Origin of the sequence: Limimaricola cinnabarinus LL-001 (assembly GCF_000466965.1) — a bacterium.
In the GTDB taxonomy this organism is placed as follows: Bacteria; Pseudomonadota; Alphaproteobacteria; order Rhodobacterales; family Rhodobacteraceae; genus Limimaricola; species Limimaricola cinnabarinus.
Genome location: NZ_BATB01000004.1, coordinates 54,413 through 76,462, shown reverse-complemented (window position 1 = coordinate 76,462; position 22,050 = coordinate 54,413). Strand labels below are relative to the sequence as shown.

The window sequence follows — 22,050 nt, the reverse complement described above, 5'->3', positions numbered from 1 at the left end:
CCTTGGGCAACAGGATCGGAGAGTTGGTTATGCGCGTTCTCGTGACAGGTGGAGCAGGCTACATCGGCAGCCATACGCTGGTGGAGCTTCTGAGGCAGGGCCACGAGGTGGCCTGCGTCGACAATTATTCCAACGGCGCGCCCGAGGCGCTGCGCCGGGTGGGCGAATTGGTGCCCGAAGGCGGGCTCGAGGCGCATGAGGCCGACATCCGCGACACCGAGGCGCTCGACCGCATCTTCGATATCTTCCGCCCCCAGGCGGTGATCCATTTCGCCGGGCTCAAGGCGGTGGGCGAGAGCGTCGAGAAGCCGGTCGAGTATTACGACGTCAACGTTACCGGCACGCTGTCTCTCCTGCGGGCGATGGACCGCGCGGGCTGCGGGCGCATCATTTTCTCGTCCTCGGCCACGGTTTACGGCGAGCCGGTATTCCTGCCCTACACGGAGGAGCACCCGCTGGCCCCCACCAGCGTCTATGGGCATACCAAGCGCATGGCCGAGCAGATTTTGACGGACTGGGCCGTGGCGCGCACCGAAGCTCGGTGATGCTGCTGCGCTATTTCAACCCGGTGGGCGCGCACGCTTCGGGGCGGATCGGCGAGGATCCGGCAGGCATTCCCAACAATTTGATGCCGTTCCTCGCCCAGGTGGCAACCGGACGACAGGCCAAGTTGCGGATCTTCGGCGACGACTATCCGACCCCGGATGGGACCGGTGTGCGCGATTACATCCACGTGGTCGATCTCGCCCGCGCCCATGTCGCGGCGCTCGAACGCGCCTGCCGGGCCGCAGGTACCGAAACCTACAACATCGGGACGGGGCAGGGCTATTCCGTGCGGGAGATGCGCGAGGCCTTCTCCAGGGCGGTGGGACGCGAGCTGCCCTTTGAGGTGCTGCCGCGCCGGGCGGCGATATCGCCGAGATGCAATCCGACTGCGCTCGCGCCGCGCATCATCTGGGATGGCGGGCCGAGCTCGGGATCGAAGAGATGGCGCGCGACCTGTGGAACTGGCAGTCCGCCAACCCGCAGGGCTATGCCACAGCCACCGACGTGAACGAGGATCAGGTGGCGGGAATCTGATCGCGGCCGTCGAGCCGGGGCACGGGGCGGTTGACCAGTACCGTGCCTCCCTCGACCCAGCGCGCCACCACGGCGCGTAGCGCGTCGTCATTGCTCTCGGCCACGGCGGCGCGCAGCGCCTTCATCCCGGCGGCCACCTCGATCTCGCTCAGATGCGCCTCACGCGCGAGCATGATCTTGGGGTGCGGCGTGCCGATCTGGTTCTTGCCGATGAGAAGCTCCTCATGCAGCTTCTCGCCCGTGCGCAGGCCGGTGAGGCGGATCTCGATATCGCCGTCGGGATGCGTCTCGTCGCGGACGGTGTAGCCGGCCGCCTCGATCATCTGGCGCGCGAGATCGTAGATCTGCACCGGGGCCCCCATGTCGAGCACGAAGACGTCGCCACCGGTGGCGAAGGTGCCCGCGACGAGCACGAGGCGCGCGGCCTCGGGGATCGTCATGAAGTAGCGCGTCACCTCGCGGTGGGTGAGCGTGACCGGCCCGCCCTTGCAGATCTGGTCGTGAAACAGCGGGATCACCGATCCCGAGGAGCCCAACACGTTGCCGAAGCGGACCATCGAGTAGATCGTACCCTCGGAGCGGTTGGCGAGGTCCTGCACGACCAGCTCGGCCATGCGCTTGGAGGCGCCCATCATGTTCTTGGGGCGCACCGCCTTGTCGGTCGAAATGAGGATGAACCGCGTCACGCCCGCCTCGCCGGCAGCAAGCGCGAGCGTGTGGGTGCCCAGCACGTTGTTGGCGAAACCCGCGACCGGGTTCTGCTCGACCAGCGGCACGTGCTTGTAGGCGGCGGCATGCAGAACGATGTCGACGCCGTGATCCGCCAGAACACGCCGCACCAACGGCGCGTCGCAGACCGAGCCGAGCACGGGGACGATCTCGACCCGAAGGTCCATGGCCAAGGCCGACAGCTCCTGATCGAGCTTGTAGAGCGCCAGTTCCGACAGCTCGAACAACACCAGCCGCCGTGGTCGGCAGGCCAGGATTTGGCGGCACAACTCGGAGCCGATCGATCCCCCGGCACCGGTGATCAGCACCGAACCGCCACGATAGGTCTCCGACCCGCCGGGCAGTTCCGCGTCGAGCGGCGCGCGACCAAGAAACTGGCCGGGCACCACGGGGCGCAGCTGTTCGACCAAGGGCACGCCATTGCCGGCGAGCTGGGCGAAGGAGGGCAGGGTCTGCACGTTGAGGCCCTTTCCCTCGAGCTGATGCGAGAGCTGCGCGAGCCGCGCCCGCGGCACCGAGGGCATGGCCAGAAGCACCCGGTCCACGCGCTTGGTGCGCACGAGGCGTGCGATCGCGGCGGGGGCGTGCACGTGCAGACCCTGCACGATTGCGCCCTGCAGCATCTTGTTGTCGTCGATATAGGCCACGGGGCGCACCGTTTCGTCGGTCCTGAGCGCTGCCACGAGCTGCTGGCCGGTGCGCCCGGCGCCGTAGACCAGCACCCTGAGCTTGGGCCGCTGGCGATAGGCGTTGAGCACCAGCTTGAGCATCACCGCCCGGCTGCTGACCACCAAGAGCAGATAGACCATGGAAAACGTGACGAAGGTGGCGCCCGGCGTGACGCCGCCGCCCGCCCGCTCGATCAGGCCGGCGGAGAGACCCAGAAGCGCCGCATGGATCGCCGATAGCGCGATGGCCCGGCTTTCATAGGCCTTGAGCTGCACGCGGTGGATGTTCATGCCAATCTCGATCAGCGCGCAAAGCGCCATCAGGACCGGGACCAGCAGCCAGCCACGCATCATGTGGGCGCTGTCGGGAAGTGCGTTGAGCTGCAGCGTCATTGCCAGAAGCATCGCAACCGGCACGAGCAAGACGTCGTTGGTCAGGATCAACCATTGCTTCGTGGCGCGCGACAGGCGCGTGATGACGCCAAGCATTTCCATCGCTTTGCCCATTTTTCTGAAAAAGCCGTCCCAAGCGCCGTGATCCCCCGCGGCCGCTTTCGCTGTGTCCGGCCGCATCATGACAACTCTGCCCATATGTTAATCCGACGCCACGTCATAGATCAATCGCGGTTGGCGGGAACCCGCCGAGTGCTGTGGGCCGGGGCCTCGCGCAACATGCGTCCGTCGCGCCGGCGCAGCACCGCGCGCATGGTCTGCGCCAGGATCCACAGGTCGAGGCCGACACTTGCATGGCGCTGGTACAGCATGTCGAGTGCGGCCTTGCGCGGCACGCATCGGCGCCGATAGACCGCGTCGGTCTCCTCTGGCGACCGGCAGGCCGCGAGCAGGCGCTCTTCGGTAGCGTGGTAGCGCAGGCTTGCCAATCCGGTGATCCCCGGCCGCGAGCGTAGCACCCTCTCATAGAGCGCGGGAAAGGCGTCGACATAGATGCGTAGCGGCGGGCGCGGCCCCACGAGGCTGATGTCGCCCCGGATCACGTTCCAAAGCTGCGGCAACTCGTCCGCACGGCTGCGGCGAAGCAGCCGGTGCAGTCGTGACATGCGCGCCGACTTGTCGCCGCCGGTCACGCCGGTGGCGCGGGTGCCATAGGCGGCGGGGCGCATCGTGCGCAGCTTGATCAAACCGAACGCCTCATGGGGCGTGCGCATCCGTTCGGCAATGTAGAAGACCGGCCGGCCCTCGACTGCCAGCAGCACCAGCATCAGCGCCGCCAGTAGCGGCCAGAGCAGCGCCAGCAACAGGATCGAGACCACCAGATCGAAGGCCCGCTTGCCCGCTGTCATGCGAGGTTCCATCCAGCGAGCCGGGCCTCGGCCACCAGCGCCGGGGCCCGGGCCGGGGCCACGGGCCCCGTGATCGCAGCGAGACGCGCGGTGTCGAGCCGGGTCCGGGGCAGCGCGTTTTCGGGGGCGGGGCGCCACTGCCAGCGTGCCCCTGCGGAGGAGAGGATTTCCTCCATGCCGACATCGCCCGGCTGGGCGAGGTTCAGGATCGCGGGCAAGGCGGGGGCCTCGATCAGAACCGACAGCAGCCGGGCCAGCGTCAGCGGGCCGACATAGGCGCGGCGCGGTGCCGCGCCGTCGGCAAAGCGGTCGAGGGTCACCGGACCCGTGCCCATCGACCCGAACAGCTGATCGCAGCCCGCCACGTTGGCAAGCCGCAGGCAGCAAGCGGCTGGGGCGTCGGGGCCGATAGCTGCGATTTCGCGCGCGATCACGTGCTCCATCTCCAGCTTGGCCGCGCCATAGGCAGCCGCAGGGCTCGCGCTCTCTTCGCGGCAGGCATCCGTCGCCCGGCCATAAACCGCGGCCGAAGACATCAGCAGCACCGGTCCGAGCCTGTCCCGCGCGGCCAGCCGCAGCGCGGCACGGGCGAGATCCGCATTCCCGGCCAGTTCCTCGGACGTCCCGCCGGTGACCCCGGCGAGCACGATGACCCCGCGCACCGGGCGCGGCAGCGGTGGCGGCGTCTCGCGCATGTCCCAGGCAAAGTCACCCCGCCTGCCGTGCCACAGCGCGGCACGGCCTTCGGGCCAGTGTCCGCCATCGGCAAGACATCGCAAGGCCCGGCCAAGCCGGCCGGTGCTTCCGAGAATCAGGGAGCCTGTATGGTGCGGAGCCGTGTCCATGGTTTCGGCTAGCCGATCGAGGCCGGCAAAACCAGATGCCGCTAGCTCGGGAATGCCTTGCGGGCCCCGATCAGTCGCAAGGTGCCGCTCAGATAGCACAGCGATCCGAAGATCCAGGCCAGCGGCGCGAACCAGCCCGGCAGCAGGCACAGCGCCACGAAGAAGCCGATCGTTTCGGTGCCTTCGAGCAGCCCGTTCGAGAAATAGAGCGATTTCACCCCCTGCGCCGAGGTCCGCAGACCCCGCTTTTCGGCAAGGACCGCGTAGCCCAGAAAGGTCGTGCCGTTGAAGTAGAAGGCAGCAAGCAGAAATCCGCCCGCGGCACCGTTGCCGCCGGGATCGGCCAGCACGAAGGATAGCGGGATCGCACCGTAGAAGGCGAAATCGGCGGCGATGTCGAGATAGCCGCCCCAATCGGTGCGCCGGGTCGCCCGCGCCACCGCCCCGTCGAGACCGTCGGCCAGCCGCGACGTCAGAAGCGGCCCCAGGGCCCACAACGGCGCATCCAGTGCGATCATCGCTGCCGCCACCAAACCCAGCGTCAGTCCCGCCAGCGTCACCGCGTCGGCTGTGACGCCCGCGCGCGCCAAGGCCCGGCCGATGGCGTTGAGCGGCGGATCGATCAGGCGGCGGGCGGCGGCGTCGAGCATCTGGGCGGCTTTCTGAAGGGGCGTTTCATCATCGCGCCGCGCCGCCGGGGCGTCCAGCGCGGTGCCCGGCGATGACAGGATGGTGAGGGCGCGTCACGCCGCGACGCGAATAGGAAGCGCACTACATGGCGTCGCGGCGGTCGGAAAGGATCACATCGTGTCGTCGATGATCGGCTGCATCGAGACATAGGTGGAGGTGCCTGCGACCCCCGGCAGAGCCGAGATCTTGGTGCCGAGCACCTCGCGGTAGCTGCGGATGTCGCGGGTGCGCACCTTGAGCAGGTAATCGAAGCTGCCCGCGATCAAGTGGCACTGCTCGACCTCGGTGATCAGCTGCACGGCCGCGTTGAAGGCGCTGAGCGATTTCTCGGTCGTGTCGGCCAGCCGCACCTCCACGAAGGCAACGTGGTCGAGCCCGAGCTTGGCCGGGTCGATCACCGTTCGAAACCCGCGAATCACACCCTTTTCCTGCAGCCGCTTCAGCCGCACCTGGCAGGGGCTCTTCGACAGCCCCACCCGGATCGCAAGCTCGGTGACCGGAAGCCGAGCGTTTGCTGCCAATTCGGCGAGAATGCGGTAGTCCGTGCGGTCCAGATGGCTGCCAGTGTCGGAATTGCTCATCTTTCGTCCCGCGATTGGCGAAGTATTCAACGCAAAAAGCGCGTTTTCCTTCGATCTTCGGGAAACGCGCCTTAGCTCATCAGGAGTAGAATGATCCGGAATTTTACTCAAGGGGGTCCGCCAATGAGCGAGCTTGTCGATCTGCGCCACCGCATCCGTGCCGATCATCGTCGCGACGAGACCGCGGTTCTTGCCGATCTGATGGCCGCCAACCCGATCTCCGAGGATCTGCGCGCCGCCGCCACCCGCCGCGGTGCCGCGCTGGTGCGCGCGATCCGCAACGACACGCGCCCCGGCATCATGGAAGCGTTCCTTGCCGAATACGGCCTTTCGACCCGCGAAGGCATCGCGCTGATGTGCCTTGCCGAGGCGCTCTTGCGGGTGCCCGACGCCAAGACCATCGACGCGCTGATCGACGACAAGATCACGCCCTCGGACTGGAGCGCGCATCTTGGAAAGGCGGCCTCGCCGCTGGTCAACGCCTCGACCTGGGCGCTGATGCTGACCGGCAAGGTGCTCGACGAGAAGGGTGAGGGGCTGGGCCTTGTGCTGCGCCGCGCGATCAAGCGTCTGGGCGAGCCGGTGATCCGTGCCGCGACCTATGCCGCCATGCGCGAGATGGGCAGGACCTTCGTGCTGGGCCGCGACATTGACGAGGCGATCAAGCGCAGCCAAGGCCCGGTGAAGAGCGGCGTGACCTATTCCTACGACATGCTGGGCGAGGCCGCGCTGACCGCGAAGGACGCCGCAGGCTTCATGAAGAGCTACGAGAACGCGATCGCGCGGATCTCCGAGGAGGCCACCGCGCCCGACATCCGCGACAATCCGGGCATCTCGGTCAAGCTTTCTGCGCTGCATCCGCGCTACGAGGAGGCCCAGCGCGAGCGGGTCATGGCCGAGCTGGTGCCGCGCCTGACCAAGCTGGCCCGCGCCGCCAAGGCGGGCAACATGGGTCTCAACGTCGATGCCGAGGAGGCCGACCGGCTGGACCTGTCGCTCGACATCATCGAGGCGGTGCTGTCGGCCCCCGAGCTCGCCGGCTGGGACGGCTTCGGCGTCGTGGTACAGGCCTTCGGCCGCCGCGTCGGCCCGGTGATCGACTGGCTCTACGCCCTGTCGGAAAAGCTCGATCGCAAGATCATGGTCCGCCTCGTCAAGGGCGCCTATTGGGACACTGAGATCAAGCGCGCGCAGGTCGAGGGGCTCGAGGATTTCCCGGTCTTCACGGAGAAGGCCGCGACCGACGTGGCGTGGCTCTCCTGCGCCAAGCGGCTCTTGGACATGACCGACCGGATCTATCCGCAGTTCGCGACCCACAACGCCCATTCCGTCGCCGCCGTCATGGAGATGGCGGGCGAACGCCGCGATTTCGAGTTCCAGCGCCTGCATGGAATGGGCGAGGCACTTCATGACAAGCAGATCGAGTCGGACGCGACGCGACTGCGCATCTATGCCCCCGTCGGCGCGCATCGCGACCTGCTCGCCTATCTGGTGCGTCGCCTGCTGGAGAACGGCGCGAACTCCAGCTTCGTGAACCAGATCGTCGACGAGAAGGTGCCAGCCGAGGTGGTCGCCGCCGATCCGTTCGAAAAGCTGGGCGGCCCGCGCCCCAAGGTGCTGCGCGATCCGCGTGCGCTGTTCCAGCCCGAGCGCGAGAATTCGCGTGGCTGGGATCTCACCGCGGTCGACGCGCTGGCCGAATTCGACGCCGGGCGCGCGGCCTTCCGCGATGCCAAATGGCGCTCCGAGCCGATCCTCGCCACCGAGGAGGCCGCCGAAGGGGCCGAGGTGCTGCCCGTCACCAACCCCGCCGATCCGTCGGACGTGGTGGGCGAGGTGATGATGTCGTCCGAAGCCGATGTCGAGAATGCCATCGCCCACGCGCGCCGCTGGCAAGCCCCAGCTTCGACCCGCGGCACCGCGCTGCGTCGGGCAGCCGACCTGTTCGAAGAGAACGCGCACGAGTTCTTCGCGCTCACCGCGCGCGAAGCGGGCAAGACGCCCAAGGACGCCGTGGCCGAACTGCGCGAGGCGGTCGATTTCCTGCGCTACTACGCGGCGCGCGGCGAGGAGTTGAAGGACCCGGCGCGCGGCACCTTCGCCTGCATCAGCCCGTGGAACTTCCCGCTGGCAATCTTCACCGGCCAGGTGGCCGCGGCGCTCGCTGCCGGAAACGCCGTGCTGGCCAAACCGGCGGAATCCACGCCGCTCACCGCGGCGCTGGGCGTGCGGCTGCTGCACGAGGCCGGTGTGCCGCGCGACGCGCTGCAGCTCCTGCCCGGCGCGGGCAAGGTGGTAGGCGCCGCGATCACCTCCGACCCGCGCATCGCGGGCGTGTGCTTCACCGGTTCCACCGAGACGGCGATCGGCATCGACCGCGCCATGGCCGCCAACATGGACCCGACCGCGCCGCTCATCGCAGAGACCGGCGGTCTCAACGCGATGATCGTCGACAGCACCGCGCTGCCCGAGCAGGCGGTGCGCGATATCGTCAACTCCGCCTTCCAGTCGGCCGGTCAGCGCTGCTCGGCGCTCCGGATGCTGTACCTGCAGGAGGATATCGCCGAGCATTTCCTCGAAATGCTCAAGGGCGCGGCCGAGGAGATGGGCATCGGTGATCCGTGGAGCCACGCCACCGATGTGGGGCCGGTCATCGACGCGCGCGCCGAGAAGGGCATCGTCGAGCATCTTGAGAAGGCCAAGCGGGAGGGGCGCCTCATGTGGCAGCTCGACACGCCTGCCAAGGGCCATTTCATCGGCCCGGCCCTGATCAAGCTGGGCGGCATCGAGGATCTGGAGCGCGAGATTTTCGGCCCCGTGCTGCACGTCGCCACCTTCAAGGCGGGCGAGATCGACGCCGTGATCGACGCGGTGAACGCCACCGGTTACGGCCTTACCTTCGGTCTGCACACCCGCATCGACGAACGGGTCGAGCAGGTGACGCAGCGCGTGGAGGTCGGCAACCTCTACGTCAACCGCAACCAGATCGGTGCCATCGTCGGCTCCCAGCCCTTTGGCGGCGAGGGGCTGTCGGGCACGGGCCCCAAGGCAGGCGGGCCGCGCTACGTCGCGCGCTTCACCGAGCCGATGCGCATCGCCTCTCTGCCCGCGAACGGGCGCGAAGTTCCAAGCCGGAAGGTACAGACGCTTCTGGATGCCGCCACCCCCGATCTCGACCGGCGCGATACCGTCACCCTTCCGGGGCCGACCGGCGAATCGAACCGGCTTTCGGTGGTGCCGCGCGGCACGGTGCTGTGCCTCGGCCCCTCGGTCGAGGAGGCGAAAGCCCAGATCGAGGCCGCCCATGCCGTGGGCTGTGCCGCCGTGGGCATCGCTCCGGGGCTGTCGGGCGAGAACAATCTCGACGGCACGCTCGACCCCGCAGCCCTCGAGGACCTTTCGGGCTTCGATGCCGTCGTCCTGCGCGGCGGTGCCGAAGCCTTGCGTCCCCTGCGTCAGGCTCTGGCCAATCGCGAGGGCAAGCGCATCCCGCTCCTTTCCGAGGAGGATTTCGCGCTGCGGCTCCAGCTTGAGCGGCATGTCTGCGTCGATACCACCGCGGCGGGCGGCAACGCCAGCCTGCTGGCCAGCGTCGGTTGAGAACGACGGGAGCCTGAACGCCTCGATATCTACGCGACGCATGACGCGCAGGTGACGGCAAGGAAGAGAAACGGCGTTGCTCGGGAGAGTGACGCCGTTTCTGCTTTTGGCCTCCGCGGTTGCCAGTGTCACGGCGTTGTGTCGCCAAGCTGTAAAAAACAGGGACTGCGTTTCACCGCATCGCGTTTAGACTTTGCATGTCATTAGCCAGGGGAGGGGCGCATGACGATGCGAATGTCGCTCGACGACAAGTACACGGCGGAGACAGGTCATGTCTTCCTGACCGGAATACAGGCGCTGGTGCGCCTGCCGATGACCCAGATGCGTCGCGACCGCGCGGCGGGGCTCAATACCGGCACCTTCATCTCGGGATATCGCGGCTCGCCCTTGGGCGGATACGATCAGCAGCTGATGGCTGCGCGGAAGCATCTCGACCCGCTCGACATCGTGTTCCAGCCCGGCGTCAACGAGGATCTCGCCGCCACCGCGGTCTGGGGCAGCCAGCAGCTTGGCCTGTCCGAGGGCGCGAGGAAGGATGGGCTCTTGGGCTTGTGGTACGGCAAGGGACCGGGCGTTGATCGCTCTGGCGATGTGCTCAAGCACGCCAACGCGGCGGGCACCTCGGCCAATGGCGGTGTGCTGGCCTTTGCGGGAGACGACCACACCTGCAAGTCGTCCTCGATCCCGCACCAGTCGGACCACGCCTTCATCTCGGCCCTGATGCCGATGTTGTATCCCAGCTCCGTGCACGAGTTCCTCGAGCTGGGTCTCCTCGGCATCGCCATGTCGCGCTACTCGGGCTGCTGGGTCGGCTACAAGGTGATCTCCGAGACGGTCGAGACCTCCACGGTGGTCGATCTCGGGCAAGAGCGGCGGCAGTTCCTGCGGCCCACCGATTTCGAGATGCCCGAGGGCGGGTTGAACCTGCGCTGGCCGGACGCGCCACTCGATCAGGACGAGCGGCTGCAGGAATACAAGGGCTTTGCGGCGCTGGCCTTCGCCCGCGCCAACCGTGTCGATCAGGTGACCATCGATACGCCCGATGCCCGTTTCGGCATCGTCGCCTCGGGCAAGGCCTATGAGGACGTCCGGCAAGCGCTGGCCGAGATGGGGCTGGGGCCTGATGAATGGCAGGCGATCGGCCTCAGGCTCTACAAGGTGCGCATGCCCTGGCCGCTGGAGCCCGAGGGCATCCGGCATTTTTCCGAAGGTCTTGAGGAGGTGCTGATCGTCGAGGAGCGCCGCGAGATCATCGAGAACCAGATCAAGCAGCAACTTTTCAACTGGCGCGCCGACGTGCGGCCGCGGATCATCGGCAAGCATGACGAGAAGGACCGGCCTTTCCTGTCGCTGAGCCAAGGGCTCACCGTGGGTTCGGTCGGTCGCGCCATCGCCGACCGATTGCTGCACATCGACCTGCCCGAAGGGCTGCACGACCGGATCGAGGCGGAGCTGCGTCGGCTCGAGGCGGGCCACGCGCGGGGGCAGGCGCACGAGGCGCCGATCACCCGGCTGCCGCACTACTGCCCCGGCTGCCCCCACAACACCTCGACCAAGGTGCCCGAAGGCTCCAAGGCGATGGCGGGGATCGGTTGCCACTACATGGTGCAGTGGATGGACCGGAACACCGAGACCTTCACCCATATGGGCGCCGAGGGCGTGCCATGGACCTCGATCGGCAGGTTCACCGACGAGAAGCACCGCTTCGTGAATCTCGGCGACGGCACCTTCTTTCATTCCGGCCATCTGGCGATCCGCCAATCGGTCGCGGCCCGCGCCAACATCACCTACAAGATCCTCTACAACGACGCGGTCGCAATGACCGGCGGCCAGAAGGTTGATGGCCCGCTCTCGCCCGAGCAGGTGACCCATCAGGTCGCGCATGAGAACGTGGCCCGGATCGTCCTGCTCTCGGATCATCCCGAGAGCTACGACCGCGTCGATCTCGCGCCCGGAACCGAGATCCGACACCGCGACGATATCGACGCGGTGATGAAGGAGCTGCGCGAGATCGAGGGCGTCACGGTCATGGTCTATGTCCAGACCTGCGCCGCCGAGCTGCGCCGCCGCCGCAAGCGGGGCCGCGCCGACGACCCCGACATGCGGGTGCATATCGACCCGGCGGTCTGCGAGGGCTGCGGCGATTGCTCGGTTCAGTCGAACTGCATCGCGGTCGAGCCGCTGGAAACCGAGCTGGGCCGCAAGCGCCAGATCAACCAGTCGGCCTGCAACAAGGATTTCTCCTGCCTCAAGGGTTTCTGTCCCAGCTTCGTCACCGTGCGCGGGGCCGGGCTGCACAAGCGCCCGGCGGCGGAGGGCCCCGACGTATCGATGCTGTCCGAGCCGCAATTGCCCGAGATCAGCCGACCGTGGAACATCGCCGTCACCGGGGTGGGTGGCACCGGCGTGCTGACCATCGGCGCGCTCCTGGGCGTGGCCGCGCACATGGAGGGTCTGTCGCCGATGATCCTCGACATGGCCGGTCTCGCGCAGAAGGGTGGCGCGGTGCTGAGCCATATCCGCATCTCGACGCATGAGCGGCCCGCGACGGCGCCGCGCATCGCGACCGGCACCGCCGACCTGCTGCTCGCTGCCGACAGCGTCGTCGCGGCGTCGAAGGACGGGGTCACACTGTGCGACACGAGCCGCACCCATGCGGTGATGAGCACCAAGCTTTCGCCCACCTCGGATTTCGTGCGGCAGCGCGACTTCGACTTTCGCTCGGCCGGTGTCATGCGCGCGGTCGAAAATACGGTGCGCTCCTCGGAGCATTTTCACGATTTCGCCCATGTCGCGCGCGAGCTGTGCGGCGACGAGATCGCGGTCAACATCATGATGCTGGGCTATGCCTGGCAGCAGGGCTTCATCCCGGTGGGTCGCGAGGCCATCACGCAGGCCGTGCGCCTCAACGGCGTGGCGGTGCAGTCGAACCTCGACGCCTTCAACTGGGGTAGGGTCATGGCGGCAGAGCCCAAGCGGGTGATCGCCGAGATGGGCGAGACCGACGAGCCGCCGCATCTGCCGCAGGCGCAGATGACACTCGACCAGCTTGTGGCGCACCGCACCGGGCACCTGACCGCCTATCAGGATGCAAGGCTCGCGCGGCGCTACACCGACCGGGTGGCACGGGTCCGTGCGGCGGTGAAGGGCCATGCGCAAGCCGACAAGATCACCCGCGCCGTTGCGCAAAACTATGCCAAGCTTTTGTCCTGCAAGGATGAATATGAGGTCGCGCGGCTGTTCACGCGGCCCGAATTCTCGGAGAACCTCAAGAACCAGTTCGACGGCGACTACAGGATCGCCTTCAACCTCGCGCCGCCGGGGCTACCGGGCACCGATGCCGAAGGCCGGCCGAAAAAGCGCGAGTTCGGCCCATGGATCCTCAAGGCGTTCGGTCTGCTGGCGCGGGGCAAACGGCTGCGCGGCACCGCGTTCGACGTCTTTGGCCGCACCGAGGAACGCAAGCGCGAGCGGGCGCTGATCGGTGCCTATGAGGCGGACATGGATCTTGCGCAGGAGCGGTTGGGCCAAGGGCACGATGCCGAGATCCTCAAGCTTCTGGAGTTGCCCGACCAGATCCGCGGCTTCGGGCCGGTGAAGCTGGCGGCGATGGAGCAGGCGGCGCCGATCCGCGACGCGCTCCGCGCCGTGATCAAGAACGACACGCCGCACCAGGTGGCGGCGGAATAGGGAGAGTGCGATGTTCGATCACGCGATGAGGTTCGATCTGGGCGAGGATGGCGACAGCCTGCGAGAGACGGTGCACCGCTGGGCGCAGGAGCGGCTGAAGCCCCGCGCCGCCGAGATCGACAAGTCCAATCTGTTCCCAGCCGATCTGTGGTGCGAGATGGGCGATCTGGGCCTTCTGGGCATCACCGTGCCCGAGGAATATGGCGGCGCGGGCATGGGCTATCTCGCGCATGTCGTCGCGGTCGAGGAGATCGCGCGGGCCTCCGCCTCCGTGGCGCTGAGCTACGGGGCGCATTCGAACCTCTGCGTGAACCAGATCGCGCTCAACGGCAACGACGCGCAAAAGGCGAAATACCTGCCCAAGCTGGTGACCGGCGAGCATGTCGGCGCGCTCGCCATGTCCGAGGCCGGGGCAGGCTCCGACGTGGTGTCGATGAGCCTGCGCGCCGATCGGACCTCCGGTGGCTGGACGCTCAACGGCACCAAGTACTGGATCACCAACGGCCCCGACGCCGAAACGCTGGTGGTCTATGCCAAGACCGACCCCGAAGCGGGCTCCAAGGGCATCACCGCCTTCGTCGTCGAGCGCGGCATGGCGGGCTTCTCCACTTCGGAGCATTTCGATAAGCTCGGCATGCGCGGTTCCAACACCGCCGAGCTGGTGTTCGAGAATGTCGAGGTGCCGGACGAGAACGTGCTGGGCGAGGTCGGGCGCGGCGTGAAGGTGCTGATGAGTGGGCTCGACTACGAGCGCGTCGTGCTGTCGGGGATCGGTACCGGCATCATGGCCGCCTGCCTCGACGAAATCATGCCCTATCTCGCCGAGCGCAAGCAGTTCGGACAGCCTATCGGGGATTTCCAGCTGATGCAGGGCAAGATCGCCGACATCTACACCAAGCTCGGCTCTGCGCGCGCCTATGTCTATGCCGTGGCCCGCGCCTGCGACGAGGGCCGGGTGACCCGCGCCGACGCCGCCGCCTGCGTGCTCTACGCCTCTGAGGAGGCGATGGTGGTCGCGCATCAGGCGGTGCAGGCGATGGGCGGCGCCGGCTTCATGAACGAAAGCGTGGTGGCCCGGATCTTTCGCGATGCCAAGCTGATGGAGATCGGCGCGGGCACAAGCGAGATCCGCCGCATGCTGATCGGACGCGAGATGATGGCCAAGGTGCGCTGATGGGGGTGCTGCGCTCCGCCGTTCCGGCCGCATCGGACGCCTTCCGCGAGAACCGCGACGCGCAGCTCGCCGCGCTCGAGACGGTGCGCGAGGCCGTCGAGGCGGCGCGCGCCGGGGGCGGCGCGAAGGCCCGCGACCGACACGTCTCGCGCGGCAAGCTGCTGCCACGCGACCGGGTCACCCGGCTGCTCGATCCCGGCAGCCCGTTTCTGGAGGTCGGCGCCACGGCGGCGTATGACCTCTATGACGGGGCGGCACCGGGCGCAGGCATGATCGCGGGCGTCGGGCGGATCGAGGGCCAGGAGGTCATGGTGCTGTGCAACGACGCCACCGTGAAGGGCGGCACTTACTACCCGATGACCGTGAAGAAACACCTGCGCGCGCAGGAGATCGCGGAGCAGAACCATCTGCCCTGCGTCTACCTCGTGGATTCCGGCGGCGCCAACCTGCCCAACCAGGACGAGGTCTTTCCCGACCGCGACCATTTCGGGCGGATCTTCTACAATCAGGCGCGGATGAGCGGGAAGGGCATCCCGCAGATCGCCGTGGTGATGGGCTCCTGCACCGCGGGCGGCGCCTATGTGCCCGCCATGTCGGACGTGACCATCATCGTGAAGGCGCAAGGCACGATCTTCCTTGCAGGCCCACCGCTGGTGAAGGCCGCGACCGGCGAGGTCGTCTCGGCCGAGGATCTGGGCGGCGGCGACGTGCACACCCGCCTCTCGGGCGTGGCCGACTACCTCGCCGACAATGACGCGCACGCGCTGGCGTTGGCGCGGCAGGCAGTAGCGGGGTTGAACCGCCGCAAGCCTGAAACCGTGGTGATGCGCGCAGTCGAAGAGCCGCTCCACGACCCCGAGGAGATCCTCGGCGTGGTCCCGGCCGATCCGCGCAAACCCTATGACATCCGCGAGCTTCTGGCGCGCTTGCTCGACGGCTCGCGCCTCGACGAGTTCAAGCCGCGTTACGGCGAGACGCTGGTGACGGGCTTTGCCCACATCATGGGCCTGCCGGTGGGCATCATCGCCAATAACGGCGTGCTGTTCTCCGAGGCAGCTTTGAAAGGCGCGCATTTCGTCGAACTGTGCTCGCAGCGCAAGATACCGCTGGTGTTTCTGCAGAACATCACCGGTTTCATGGTGGGTCGTAAATACGAGGCGGGCGGCATCGCCAAGGACGGCGCGAAGCTGGTGACGGCGGTGGCCTCGACCGAGGTGCCCAAGGTGACGATGATCGTCGGCGGTTCTTACGGCGCGGGCAATTACGGCATGTGTGGCCGGGCTTACTCACCGCGGTTCCTCTGGACATGGCCCGCGAGCCGGATCGGCGTGATGGGCGGCGAGCAGGCGGCGGGCGTCATGGCGCAGGTGCGCGGGGAGGCGCTGGAGCGGCAAGGCACCCCTTGGACCGAAGAGGAGGAATGGGCCTTCAAGCAGCCCTTGCGCGAGAAGTTTGAGGAGCAGGCGCACCCGCTCTATGCCTCGGCCCGGCTCTGGGACGACGGCATCGTCGATCCGCGCCGCAGCCGCGAGGTGCTGGCGCTGTCGCTTTCGGCGGCGCTGAATGCGCCCATTCCCGACACGCGCTTCGGCGTCTTCAGGATGTGAGGCAGTGATGTTCGACAAGATACTCGTGGCGAACCGGGGCGAAATCGCAGCACGGGTCATCTCTACCGCGCGTCGCATGGGGCTTGGGACCGTTGCCGTGCATTCGGATGCCGACGCGGACGCGGTGCATGTGCGCATGGCCGACGAGGCGGTACGGATCGGACCGGCGCCGGCGGGCGAAAGCTACCTCAAGCCCGCAGCCATCATCGAGGCCGCGCGGGCCAGCGGCGCGGGCGCGATCCATCCGGGCTATGGGTTTCTGTCGGAGAACCCCGAGTTCGTCGAGGCGGTCGAGGCGGCGGGGCTGGTCTTCATCGGGCCGCCCGCGAGCGCGATTCGCGCCATGGGCCTCAAGGACGCGGCCAAGACGCGGATGCAGGAGGCGGGCGTGCCGGTCGTGCCCGGCTATCATGGCGCGGGGCAGGACGCATCGATGCTGGCCGAAGAGGCCGGCCGCATCGGCTATCCGGTGCTGATCAAGGCGCGGGCGGGCGGCGGCGGCAAGGGGATGCGGCTGGTCGAGCGGGCTGCGGATTTCGCCGATGCGCTGACCGGCGCGCGGGCCGAAGGCGAAGCGAGCTTCGGCGATGCCGCCGTTCTGGTCGAGAAATACGTGACCGCGCCGCGCCATGTCGAGATCCAGGTCTTCGCCGACAGCCATGGCAACGTCGTGCACCTGTTCGAGCGCGACTGCTCGCTGCAACGCCGTCATCAGAAGGTGATCGAGGAGGCCCCCGCGCCGGGCATGCCCGAACGGGTCCGCGCCGCGATGGGGGCGGCGGCGGTCGAGGCGGCGCGCGCGATCGGCTACGTGGGCGCGGGTACAATCGAGTTCATCGCGGACGGCTCCGAGGGGCTGCGCGAGGACGGGTTCTGGTTCATGGAGATGAACACACGGCTTCAGGTCGAGCATCCGGTAACCGAGGCGATCACCGGGCTCGACCTCGTCGAATGGCAGATCAGGGTGGCGCGGGGCGAGACCTTGCCATTGACGCAGGAGGATCTGCGGATCGACGGTCACGCCGTCGAGGCACGGCTCTATGCCGAGGATGCCGAGCGCGGCTTTCTCCCCGCCACCGGGCGGCTGGAGCGGCTGCGCTTTCCCGATGCCGCCTGCTTTGAACGCGGCGCGCTACGGGTGGATGCGGGCGTGACCGAGGGAGACGCAATCACCCCGCATTACGATCCGATGATCGCCAAGGTGATCGCGCATGGTGCCACGCGGCAGGAGGCGATGGCGCGACTCTTGGGCGCGCTGGAGGCCACGCAAGTCGGTGGCACCGTCACCAATCTCGGCTTCCTCGCCGCGCTGTTGCGCCACGAGGGCTTCGCCGCGGGTGAGGTCGACACCGGACTGATCGGCCGGGATCTGGACACGCTGACCGCCAAGCTGGCGATGCCCGATCACGTGCCGGTACTGGCCGCGCTCGCCGCCGCTGGGCTGGACCACCCGCCTGCGGGCGAGGGGCCATGGGACACGCTTAGGGGGTTCCGAAACTGGGGCGCCTCCGAGATCCACGTGTCGCTTGAGCACGAGGGCGAGACGCTGGACGTGGCACTTCTGCGGGACGGGCCGGGAAGCTGGCACCGAGAAGGCACCGAAACGGGCGTTTCACGTGACACCAAGGGATTGGAAGTGACAGTCGCGGGCCACCGCTTCCGGGCGGAGGCTGCGCGGCACGGCCAAGCAGTCACCGTTTGGGACGCAGGCCGGGCGTTCACCTTCGCCATCCCCGATCCACTCTCGGCGGCAGAGGCAGCGGGGGCGGGTGGCGACGCCATCGCCGCGCCGATGCCGGGCCTCGTGAAACGCATGCGCGCCGAAGCCGGGCAGAAGGTCGAAAAGGGACAGCCGCTCGCCATCCTCGAGGCGATGAAGATGGAACATACCCTCACCGCGCCGCGCGACGGGGTGGTGGCCGAGGTGCTGGCGCGGGAGGGATCGCAGGTCTCCGATGGCGACCTGCTGCTGACATTGGAGGCGCAGGATGGCTGAGCGCGTCGAGATCGTCGAGGTCGGCCCCCGTGATGGGTTGCAGAACGAAGCCCGGATCATCCCCACTGCCGACAAGATCGCGCTGGTCGACCGGCTTTCGGCCTGCGGTTTCGCCCGGATCGAGGTGACGAGCTTCGTGAACCCCAAGCGCGTGCCGCAGATGGCTGACGCGGCCCAGGTGCTGGCGGCTATCGCGCGTGCCCCGGCGATCCGTTACGCGGCGCTGGCGCCGAACCTGCGCGGCTTCGAGGCAGCGCGCGAGGCAGGTGCGGGGGAGGTCGCGGTCTTCGCCTCGGCCTCGGAGGGCTTCAGCCGGGCCAATATCGGCTGCTCGATCGCCGAGAGCATGGAGCGCTTCGCGCCGATCATGGAGGCGGCCGAAGCCGCCGGTCTGCCGGTGCGCGGCTATGTCTCCTGCGTGACGCATTGCCCCTATGACGGCAAGGTCGCGCCAGAGGCCGTGGCGGATGTCGCGATGTGGCTGCTCGACATGGGGTGCTTTGAGATATCCCTTGGCGAGACGCTGGGCCAAGCGCTGCCCAAGGATACCGGCGCGATGCTCGACGCGGTGCTGGCGCGGGCGCCCGCCGAAAAGCTCGCCGGGCATTTCCACGACACTTCGGGCCGTGCCCTCGACAACGTGGGCGTCTGCCTCGACCGGGGCCTGCGCGTGTTCGACGCCAGTATCGGCGGTTTGGGTGGCTGCCCCTTCGCGCCGGGTGCCGCGGGCAACGTCGCGACCGAGGCGCTGGCGTTGATGCTGGCCGAGCGGGGTTTCGAGACCGGGCTCGACCACAGGAGGATCGCCCAAGCGGCGGCCTATGCAAGAGGGCTCGGGGCATGAACTACGAGACATTGGCCCTCGCCACGGACGATCGCGGCGTTCTCACGGTCACGCTGAACGCGCCGGCCCGGCGCAACGCGCTTTCGGCGCGGATGATAAATGAGCTGACGGCGCTGGCCGAAGCCGAAGGGGCCAGTGCGCGCGCCGTGGTCCTGCAAGGGGCGGGGGAGGTGTTCTGCGCGGGCGGCGACCTTAGTTGGATGCAGGCGCAGATCCGGGCCGACCGCGAGGGGCGGCGCGTCGAGGCGCGGCGGCTCGCAGGGATGCTGGATGCGCTCAACACCATGCCGAGTCCGCTGATCGGACGGATACAGGGCGGGGCTTATGGCGGCGGCATCGGGATGGCCTGCATCTGCGATGTCGCGGTGGCCGCCGACACCACGCTTTTCGGGTTCACCGAGACCCGGCTGGGAATCATCCCGGCGACCATTTCCCCCTATGTACTGGCGCGGATGGGCGAGGGGCGGGCGCGGCAGGTCTTCATGTCGGCGCGGGTTTTCGACGCGGACGAAGCCGTGCGTCTGGGCATCGTTGCGCGCGCCGTGCCGCTGGCCGATCTCGACGCCGCTGTCGAGGCCGAGGTCGCCCCCTATCTGAAGATCGCGCGCGGTGCGGCGGCGCGGGCCAAAGCGCTGGCGCGCAGCCTCGGGCCGCGGATCGACGAGGCAGTGATCGAAGCCAGCATCGACCGGCTGGTCGAAGCATGGGAGAGCCCCGAGGCCGAGGAAGGCATTGCCGCCTTTCTCGAAAAACGCCCGGCCCGTTGGGTATGACGCGAGCGCCCATTGACGTGGTCCCCGCCGGACGAAAGGATCGCTGCCGGGGATGGGGCATGATGGGCGGTACCGAGATCACGCTGGACGAGACCGACCGCCGCCTGCTGCGCCTGCTGCAGGCCGAACCGGACCTGACACTGCGCGAGGTCGGCGAGCGGCTGGGGCTGTCGCATACGCCGTGCTGGCGCAGGCTCACGCGGATGCGCGAGGCGGGCGTGATCGAGGAGCGGCGCCACATCGTCGACCCGGTGGCGGCGGGCTTTGATATCACCGTATTCTGCGCGGTGCGGATGAACGGCCATTCCCGCACCCATCTCGAGGAGTTCGAGGCCGCCGTGGTGCGTATTGCCGAGGTGGTGCAATGCTACACCGTCTCTGGCGATCACGATTACCTGCTGCGCGTGCTGGCGCGCTCGATCCGCCATTACGAGAGCACGGTGAAGAACGCACTGGTGCAGCTGCCGCATGTACTGTCGATTTCGACCAGCGTGACGCTGCGCGAGATCAAGAACACGACGGACGTGCCGCTCTAGGCGAGCCAGACGCCGCGCCGCTACGTCACAGGAACCCGGTTCGTACGCTTTCGGTTGTTGCGGGAAGGAGAGCCGCATGACCGACACCCGTTACCGCCCCGAAGACCAGATCGGGGCTGTGGCCTCCAACACCGTGCCGATCCGAGACCTCGGCGTGATCGGCGATCGCCGATCTGCCGCCGTGCTCGACCGGATGGGCCGTATCCTGTGGTACTGCCCCTGCCGTTTCGACGGGCCGAGCCTGTTTGCCGGATTGCTTGACCCGAAAGGCGGCGAATGGCGCATCGAGATGGCCGGCGCCGAAGCAGGGCCGCGCCGCTATATCGACGGCAGCGGCATGCTGGAGACCACGCTCACTTCGGTCGATGGCAATCTGCTGCTGTGCGACTGGATGACATCCGGTCCGCAGGCCCCGACGGGCGTGCTGGTGCGCGAGATCTCGACCGCGCCCGCGCCGGTGCGGATCGTTCTCGACCCGCGCCCCGGATATGGCCGCCGCCGTCCCAACATTAAGGTCGAGGCCGACACCGTGACGATCGAGGGCATGGCGCTTCACGGCTCGCACCGGCTGAAGGCCGAGGGTGACAGCGTGGTCATGTCGCTGCCCGAGGGCGAGGCAGGCTGGATGGCGCTGTCGGACGGGCCGCTCTCGCGCCCGGAGCGCGCCAAAATCGACAACTGGCGCGGTCACACGCTGGGCCATTGGGAGGAGTTGGACGCCGCGTTGGATTACACCGGCGTCTTCGCCGAGGAGATAGCGGCCTCGCTCCGGGCGATCCGCCTGTGCACCCATGAGGAAAGCGGCGCTACTGTCGCTGCCGTCACCACTTCCCTGCCCGAGGTGCCGGGGGGCACGCGCAACTGGGATTACCGCTATGTCTGGCTGCGCGACGCGGGCATGATCGTTTCGGCGCTGCTGCGCCTCTTTGGCCGGGACCGTGAGGGCGAGGCCTATCTGCGCTTCATCTGCCGCGGTTCGGGCAGCTCCGATCGCTATCCCATGGCGGTCTTCACCGATCTCGACGGCGAAACCGCGCCGCGCGAAACCGAGCTGCCGCTCGAGGGCTGGCGCGGTGCGCGGCCCGTGCGCGTCGGCAACGGGGCGGCCGATCAGCTACAACTCGATGCCTATGCCAACGTGGTGCTGGCGGCCAAGCTTCTGTACCGCGAGGGCAGCGCCGAGGGCCTCGCCCATTGGGACGTGGTGCAGGACATCTGCGATTTTCTCTGCGCGAACTGGGCCGAGCCCGACCATGGCATCTGGGAGGAGACACCCCCCCGGCACTATGTCTCGGGCAAGGTCGTCGCCGCCTGCGCGCTGGAATCGGCCGCCGAATATGGCAGCGCGGCGGAGGCCGCCCAATGGCGCCGGGTGGCCGCCGAGATCCGTGACTGGATCACGGCACACGGGCTGACTTCGGAGGGGGCCTATGCCGTCTATCCGGGGGTGGAGGAGGTGGACGTCACCGCCGCGTTGTTCCCGGTCTGGAACTTCTGCGACGCCGACACGCCCGAAATGCGCGCCACCATGACGGCGCTGGAGCGCGATTGGAGCCCCGATGGGCTGCTCTATCACCGTCGCCTCGAATGCGCCGACGGACATGACGAGGGGGTGTTTCTCGCCGCCGGGTTCTGGGTTGCGCAATACTGGGTGATGCGCGGCGATCTGGAGCGCGCGCAGGCGATCATCAAGGCCGGGATCGCGCAGGCCAACGATCTGGGGCTCCTGTCCGAGGAGGCGAACCCGCGCTCCGGCGCGATGCTGGGCAACATCCCGCAGGCCTTCGCCCATGCAGGCCTGATCGGCGCGGTGTTCGACCTCAACACGGCGCTCGAAGCGCGCGCCGCCGAGACGCAAGAGCGGCAAGACGAGGTCGGATCGAACGGCTGAGGCTTTCGTGTGTTGTATCCTCGACAGATGCCACACCAGACGCGG

Annotated in this window: 16 protein-coding genes; 11 read left to right on the top strand and 5 right to left on the bottom strand. The window is 67.9% G+C overall.

What is annotated here, in order from left to right:
* Positions 1–29 precede the first annotated feature (29 nt).
* Together MBELCI_RS22895 and MBELCI_RS22890 are read left to right on the top strand one after the other, a co-directional pair.
* Complete coding sequence (locus tag MBELCI_RS22895; RefSeq protein ID WP_439645916.1) at positions 30–545, top strand: SDR family NAD(P)-dependent oxidoreductase; 516 nt, start codon at positions 30–32, stop codon at positions 543–545.
* Entirely contained in the window at positions 545–1,054 is a 510-nt protein-coding gene (locus tag MBELCI_RS22890; RefSeq protein WP_439645915.1) for an NAD-dependent epimerase/dehydratase family protein, read from the top strand. The genes MBELCI_RS22895 and MBELCI_RS22890 overlap by 1 nt, the downstream gene beginning before the upstream one ends.
* A 7-nt stretch (positions 1,055–1,061) precedes the next feature.
* On the opposite strand, the gene MBELCI_RS02850 is transcribed toward MBELCI_RS22890, so the two are convergent.
* From MBELCI_RS02850 to MBELCI_RS02830, 5 genes are all read right to left on the bottom strand, one after another.
* The gene (locus MBELCI_RS02850; RefSeq protein WP_045319630.1) at positions 1,062–2,966 is read right to left on the bottom strand and encodes a polysaccharide biosynthesis protein; all 1,905 of its coding nucleotides are present in this window, start codon (positions 2,964–2,966) and stop codon (positions 1,062–1,064) included.
* A gap of 128 nt (positions 2,967–3,094) precedes the next feature.
* A complete protein-coding gene (locus MBELCI_RS02845; protein WP_021692637.1) occupies positions 3,095–3,778 on the bottom strand; it encodes a sugar transferase in 684 nt (227 codons plus the stop codon).
* On the bottom strand, positions 3,775–4,557 hold the full coding sequence (locus MBELCI_RS02840) for an NAD-dependent epimerase/dehydratase family protein (protein ID WP_158497362.1): 783 nt from the start codon (positions 4,555–4,557) through the stop codon (positions 3,775–3,777). Before MBELCI_RS02840 ends, MBELCI_RS02845 begins: the two co-directional genes overlap by 4 nt.
* 107 nt (positions 4,558–4,664) lie before the next feature.
* The gene (locus MBELCI_RS02835) at positions 4,665–5,273 is read right to left on the bottom strand and encodes a CDP-alcohol phosphatidyltransferase family protein (protein WP_021692635.1); all 609 of its coding nucleotides are present in this window, start codon (positions 5,271–5,273) and stop codon (positions 4,665–4,667) included.
* Between the two features lie 150 nt (positions 5,274–5,423).
* Positions 5,424–5,894, bottom strand: a complete 471-nt coding sequence (locus tag MBELCI_RS02830) for an Lrp/AsnC family transcriptional regulator (RefSeq protein WP_021692634.1) — start codon at positions 5,892–5,894, stop codon at positions 5,424–5,426.
* A gap of 123 nt (positions 5,895–6,017) precedes the next feature.
* Here MBELCI_RS02830 and putA point away from each other — a divergent pair, with 123 nt between their 5' ends.
* From putA to MBELCI_RS02785, 9 genes are all read left to right on the top strand, one after another.
* Positions 6,018–9,494 carry a bifunctional proline dehydrogenase/L-glutamate gamma-semialdehyde dehydrogenase PutA gene (gene putA / locus MBELCI_RS02825; RefSeq protein ID WP_021692633.1) on the top strand — a complete coding sequence of 1,159 codons (3,477 nt, stop codon included), beginning with the start codon at positions 6,018–6,020 and terminating at the stop codon, positions 9,492–9,494.
* 222 nt (positions 9,495–9,716) lie between these two features.
* The gene (locus tag MBELCI_RS02820) at positions 9,717–13,184 is read left to right on the top strand and encodes an indolepyruvate ferredoxin oxidoreductase family protein (protein ID WP_021692632.1); all 3,468 of its coding nucleotides are present in this window, start codon (positions 9,717–9,719) and stop codon (positions 13,182–13,184) included.
* A 10-nt stretch (positions 13,185–13,194) separates the two neighbouring features.
* Positions 13,195–14,358 carry an isovaleryl-CoA dehydrogenase gene (locus MBELCI_RS02815; protein ID WP_045319614.1) on the top strand — a complete coding sequence of 388 codons (1,164 nt, stop codon included), beginning with the start codon at positions 13,195–13,197 and terminating at the stop codon, positions 14,356–14,358.
* Positions 14,358–15,965 (top strand): carboxyl transferase domain-containing protein, encoded by a 1,608-nt coding sequence (locus MBELCI_RS02810; protein WP_021692630.1) that lies wholly within the window; start codon positions 14,358–14,360, stop codon positions 15,963–15,965. Before MBELCI_RS02815 ends, MBELCI_RS02810 begins: the two co-directional genes overlap by 1 nt.
* Before the next feature lie 7 nt (positions 15,966–15,972).
* Positions 15,973–17,961, top strand: a complete 1,989-nt coding sequence (locus tag MBELCI_RS02805; RefSeq protein WP_045319613.1) for an acetyl/propionyl/methylcrotonyl-CoA carboxylase subunit alpha — start codon at positions 15,973–15,975, stop codon at positions 17,959–17,961.
* Positions 17,954–18,805: a hydroxymethylglutaryl-CoA lyase gene (locus MBELCI_RS02800; RefSeq protein WP_021692628.1), complete on the top strand. Its 852-nt coding sequence runs from the start codon at positions 17,954–17,956 to the stop codon at positions 18,803–18,805. Before MBELCI_RS02805 ends, MBELCI_RS02800 begins: the two co-directional genes overlap by 8 nt.
* Positions 18,802–19,578: a crotonase/enoyl-CoA hydratase family protein gene (locus MBELCI_RS02795; protein WP_021692627.1), complete on the top strand. Its 777-nt coding sequence runs from the start codon at positions 18,802–18,804 to the stop codon at positions 19,576–19,578. The genes MBELCI_RS02800 and MBELCI_RS02795 overlap by 4 nt, the downstream gene beginning before the upstream one ends.
* A gap of 59 nt (positions 19,579–19,637) precedes the next feature.
* Entirely contained in the window at positions 19,638–20,114 is a 477-nt protein-coding gene (locus tag MBELCI_RS02790; protein WP_021692626.1) for an Lrp/AsnC family transcriptional regulator, read from the top strand.
* Between the two features lie 76 nt (positions 20,115–20,190).
* Positions 20,191–22,005: a glycoside hydrolase family 15 protein gene (locus tag MBELCI_RS02785; RefSeq protein WP_021692625.1), complete on the top strand. Its 1,815-nt coding sequence runs from the start codon at positions 20,191–20,193 to the stop codon at positions 22,003–22,005.
* The last annotated feature ends 45 nt before the right edge of the window (positions 22,006–22,050 follow it).

What these genes read in the sequence shown, in the direction of transcription:
- MBELCI_RS22895 (WP_439645916.1), top strand. Translation starts at nt 30, where the DNA reads ATGCGCGTTCTCGTGACAGGTGGAGCAGGCTACATCGGCAGCCATACG.
- MBELCI_RS22890 (WP_439645915.1), top strand. Translation starts at nt 545, where the DNA reads ATGCTGCTGCGCTATTTCAACCCGGTGGGCGCGCACGCTTCGGGGCGG.
- MBELCI_RS02850 (WP_045319630.1), bottom strand. Translation starts at nt 2,966, where the DNA reads ATGCTTGGCGTCATCACGCGCCTGTCGCGCGCCACGAAGCAATGGTTG.
- MBELCI_RS02845 (WP_021692637.1), bottom strand. Translation starts at nt 3,778, where the DNA reads ATGACAGCGGGCAAGCGGGCCTTCGATCTGGTGGTCTCGATCCTGTTG.
- MBELCI_RS02835 (WP_021692635.1), bottom strand. Translation starts at nt 5,273, where the DNA reads ATGCTCGACGCCGCCGCCCGCCGCCTGATCGATCCGCCGCTCAACGCC.
- MBELCI_RS02830 (WP_021692634.1), bottom strand. Translation starts at nt 5,894, where the DNA reads ATGAGCAATTCCGACACTGGCAGCCATCTGGACCGCACGGACTACCGC.
- putA (WP_021692633.1), top strand. Translation starts at nt 6,018, where the DNA reads ATGAGCGAGCTTGTCGATCTGCGCCACCGCATCCGTGCCGATCATCGT.
- MBELCI_RS02820 (WP_021692632.1), top strand. Translation starts at nt 9,717, where the DNA reads ATGACGATGCGAATGTCGCTCGACGACAAGTACACGGCGGAGACAGGT.
- MBELCI_RS02815 (WP_045319614.1), top strand. Translation starts at nt 13,195, where the DNA reads ATGTTCGATCACGCGATGAGGTTCGATCTGGGCGAGGATGGCGACAGC.
- MBELCI_RS02810 (WP_021692630.1), top strand. Translation starts at nt 14,358, where the DNA reads ATGGGGGTGCTGCGCTCCGCCGTTCCGGCCGCATCGGACGCCTTCCGC.
- MBELCI_RS02805 (WP_045319613.1), top strand. Translation starts at nt 15,973, where the DNA reads ATGTTCGACAAGATACTCGTGGCGAACCGGGGCGAAATCGCAGCACGG.
- MBELCI_RS02800 (WP_021692628.1), top strand. Translation starts at nt 17,954, where the DNA reads ATGGCTGAGCGCGTCGAGATCGTCGAGGTCGGCCCCCGTGATGGGTTG.
- MBELCI_RS02795 (WP_021692627.1), top strand. Translation starts at nt 18,802, where the DNA reads ATGAACTACGAGACATTGGCCCTCGCCACGGACGATCGCGGCGTTCTC.
- MBELCI_RS02790 (WP_021692626.1), top strand. Translation starts at nt 19,638, where the DNA reads ATGATGGGCGGTACCGAGATCACGCTGGACGAGACCGACCGCCGCCTG.
- MBELCI_RS02785 (WP_021692625.1), top strand. Translation starts at nt 20,191, where the DNA reads ATGACCGACACCCGTTACCGCCCCGAAGACCAGATCGGGGCTGTGGCC.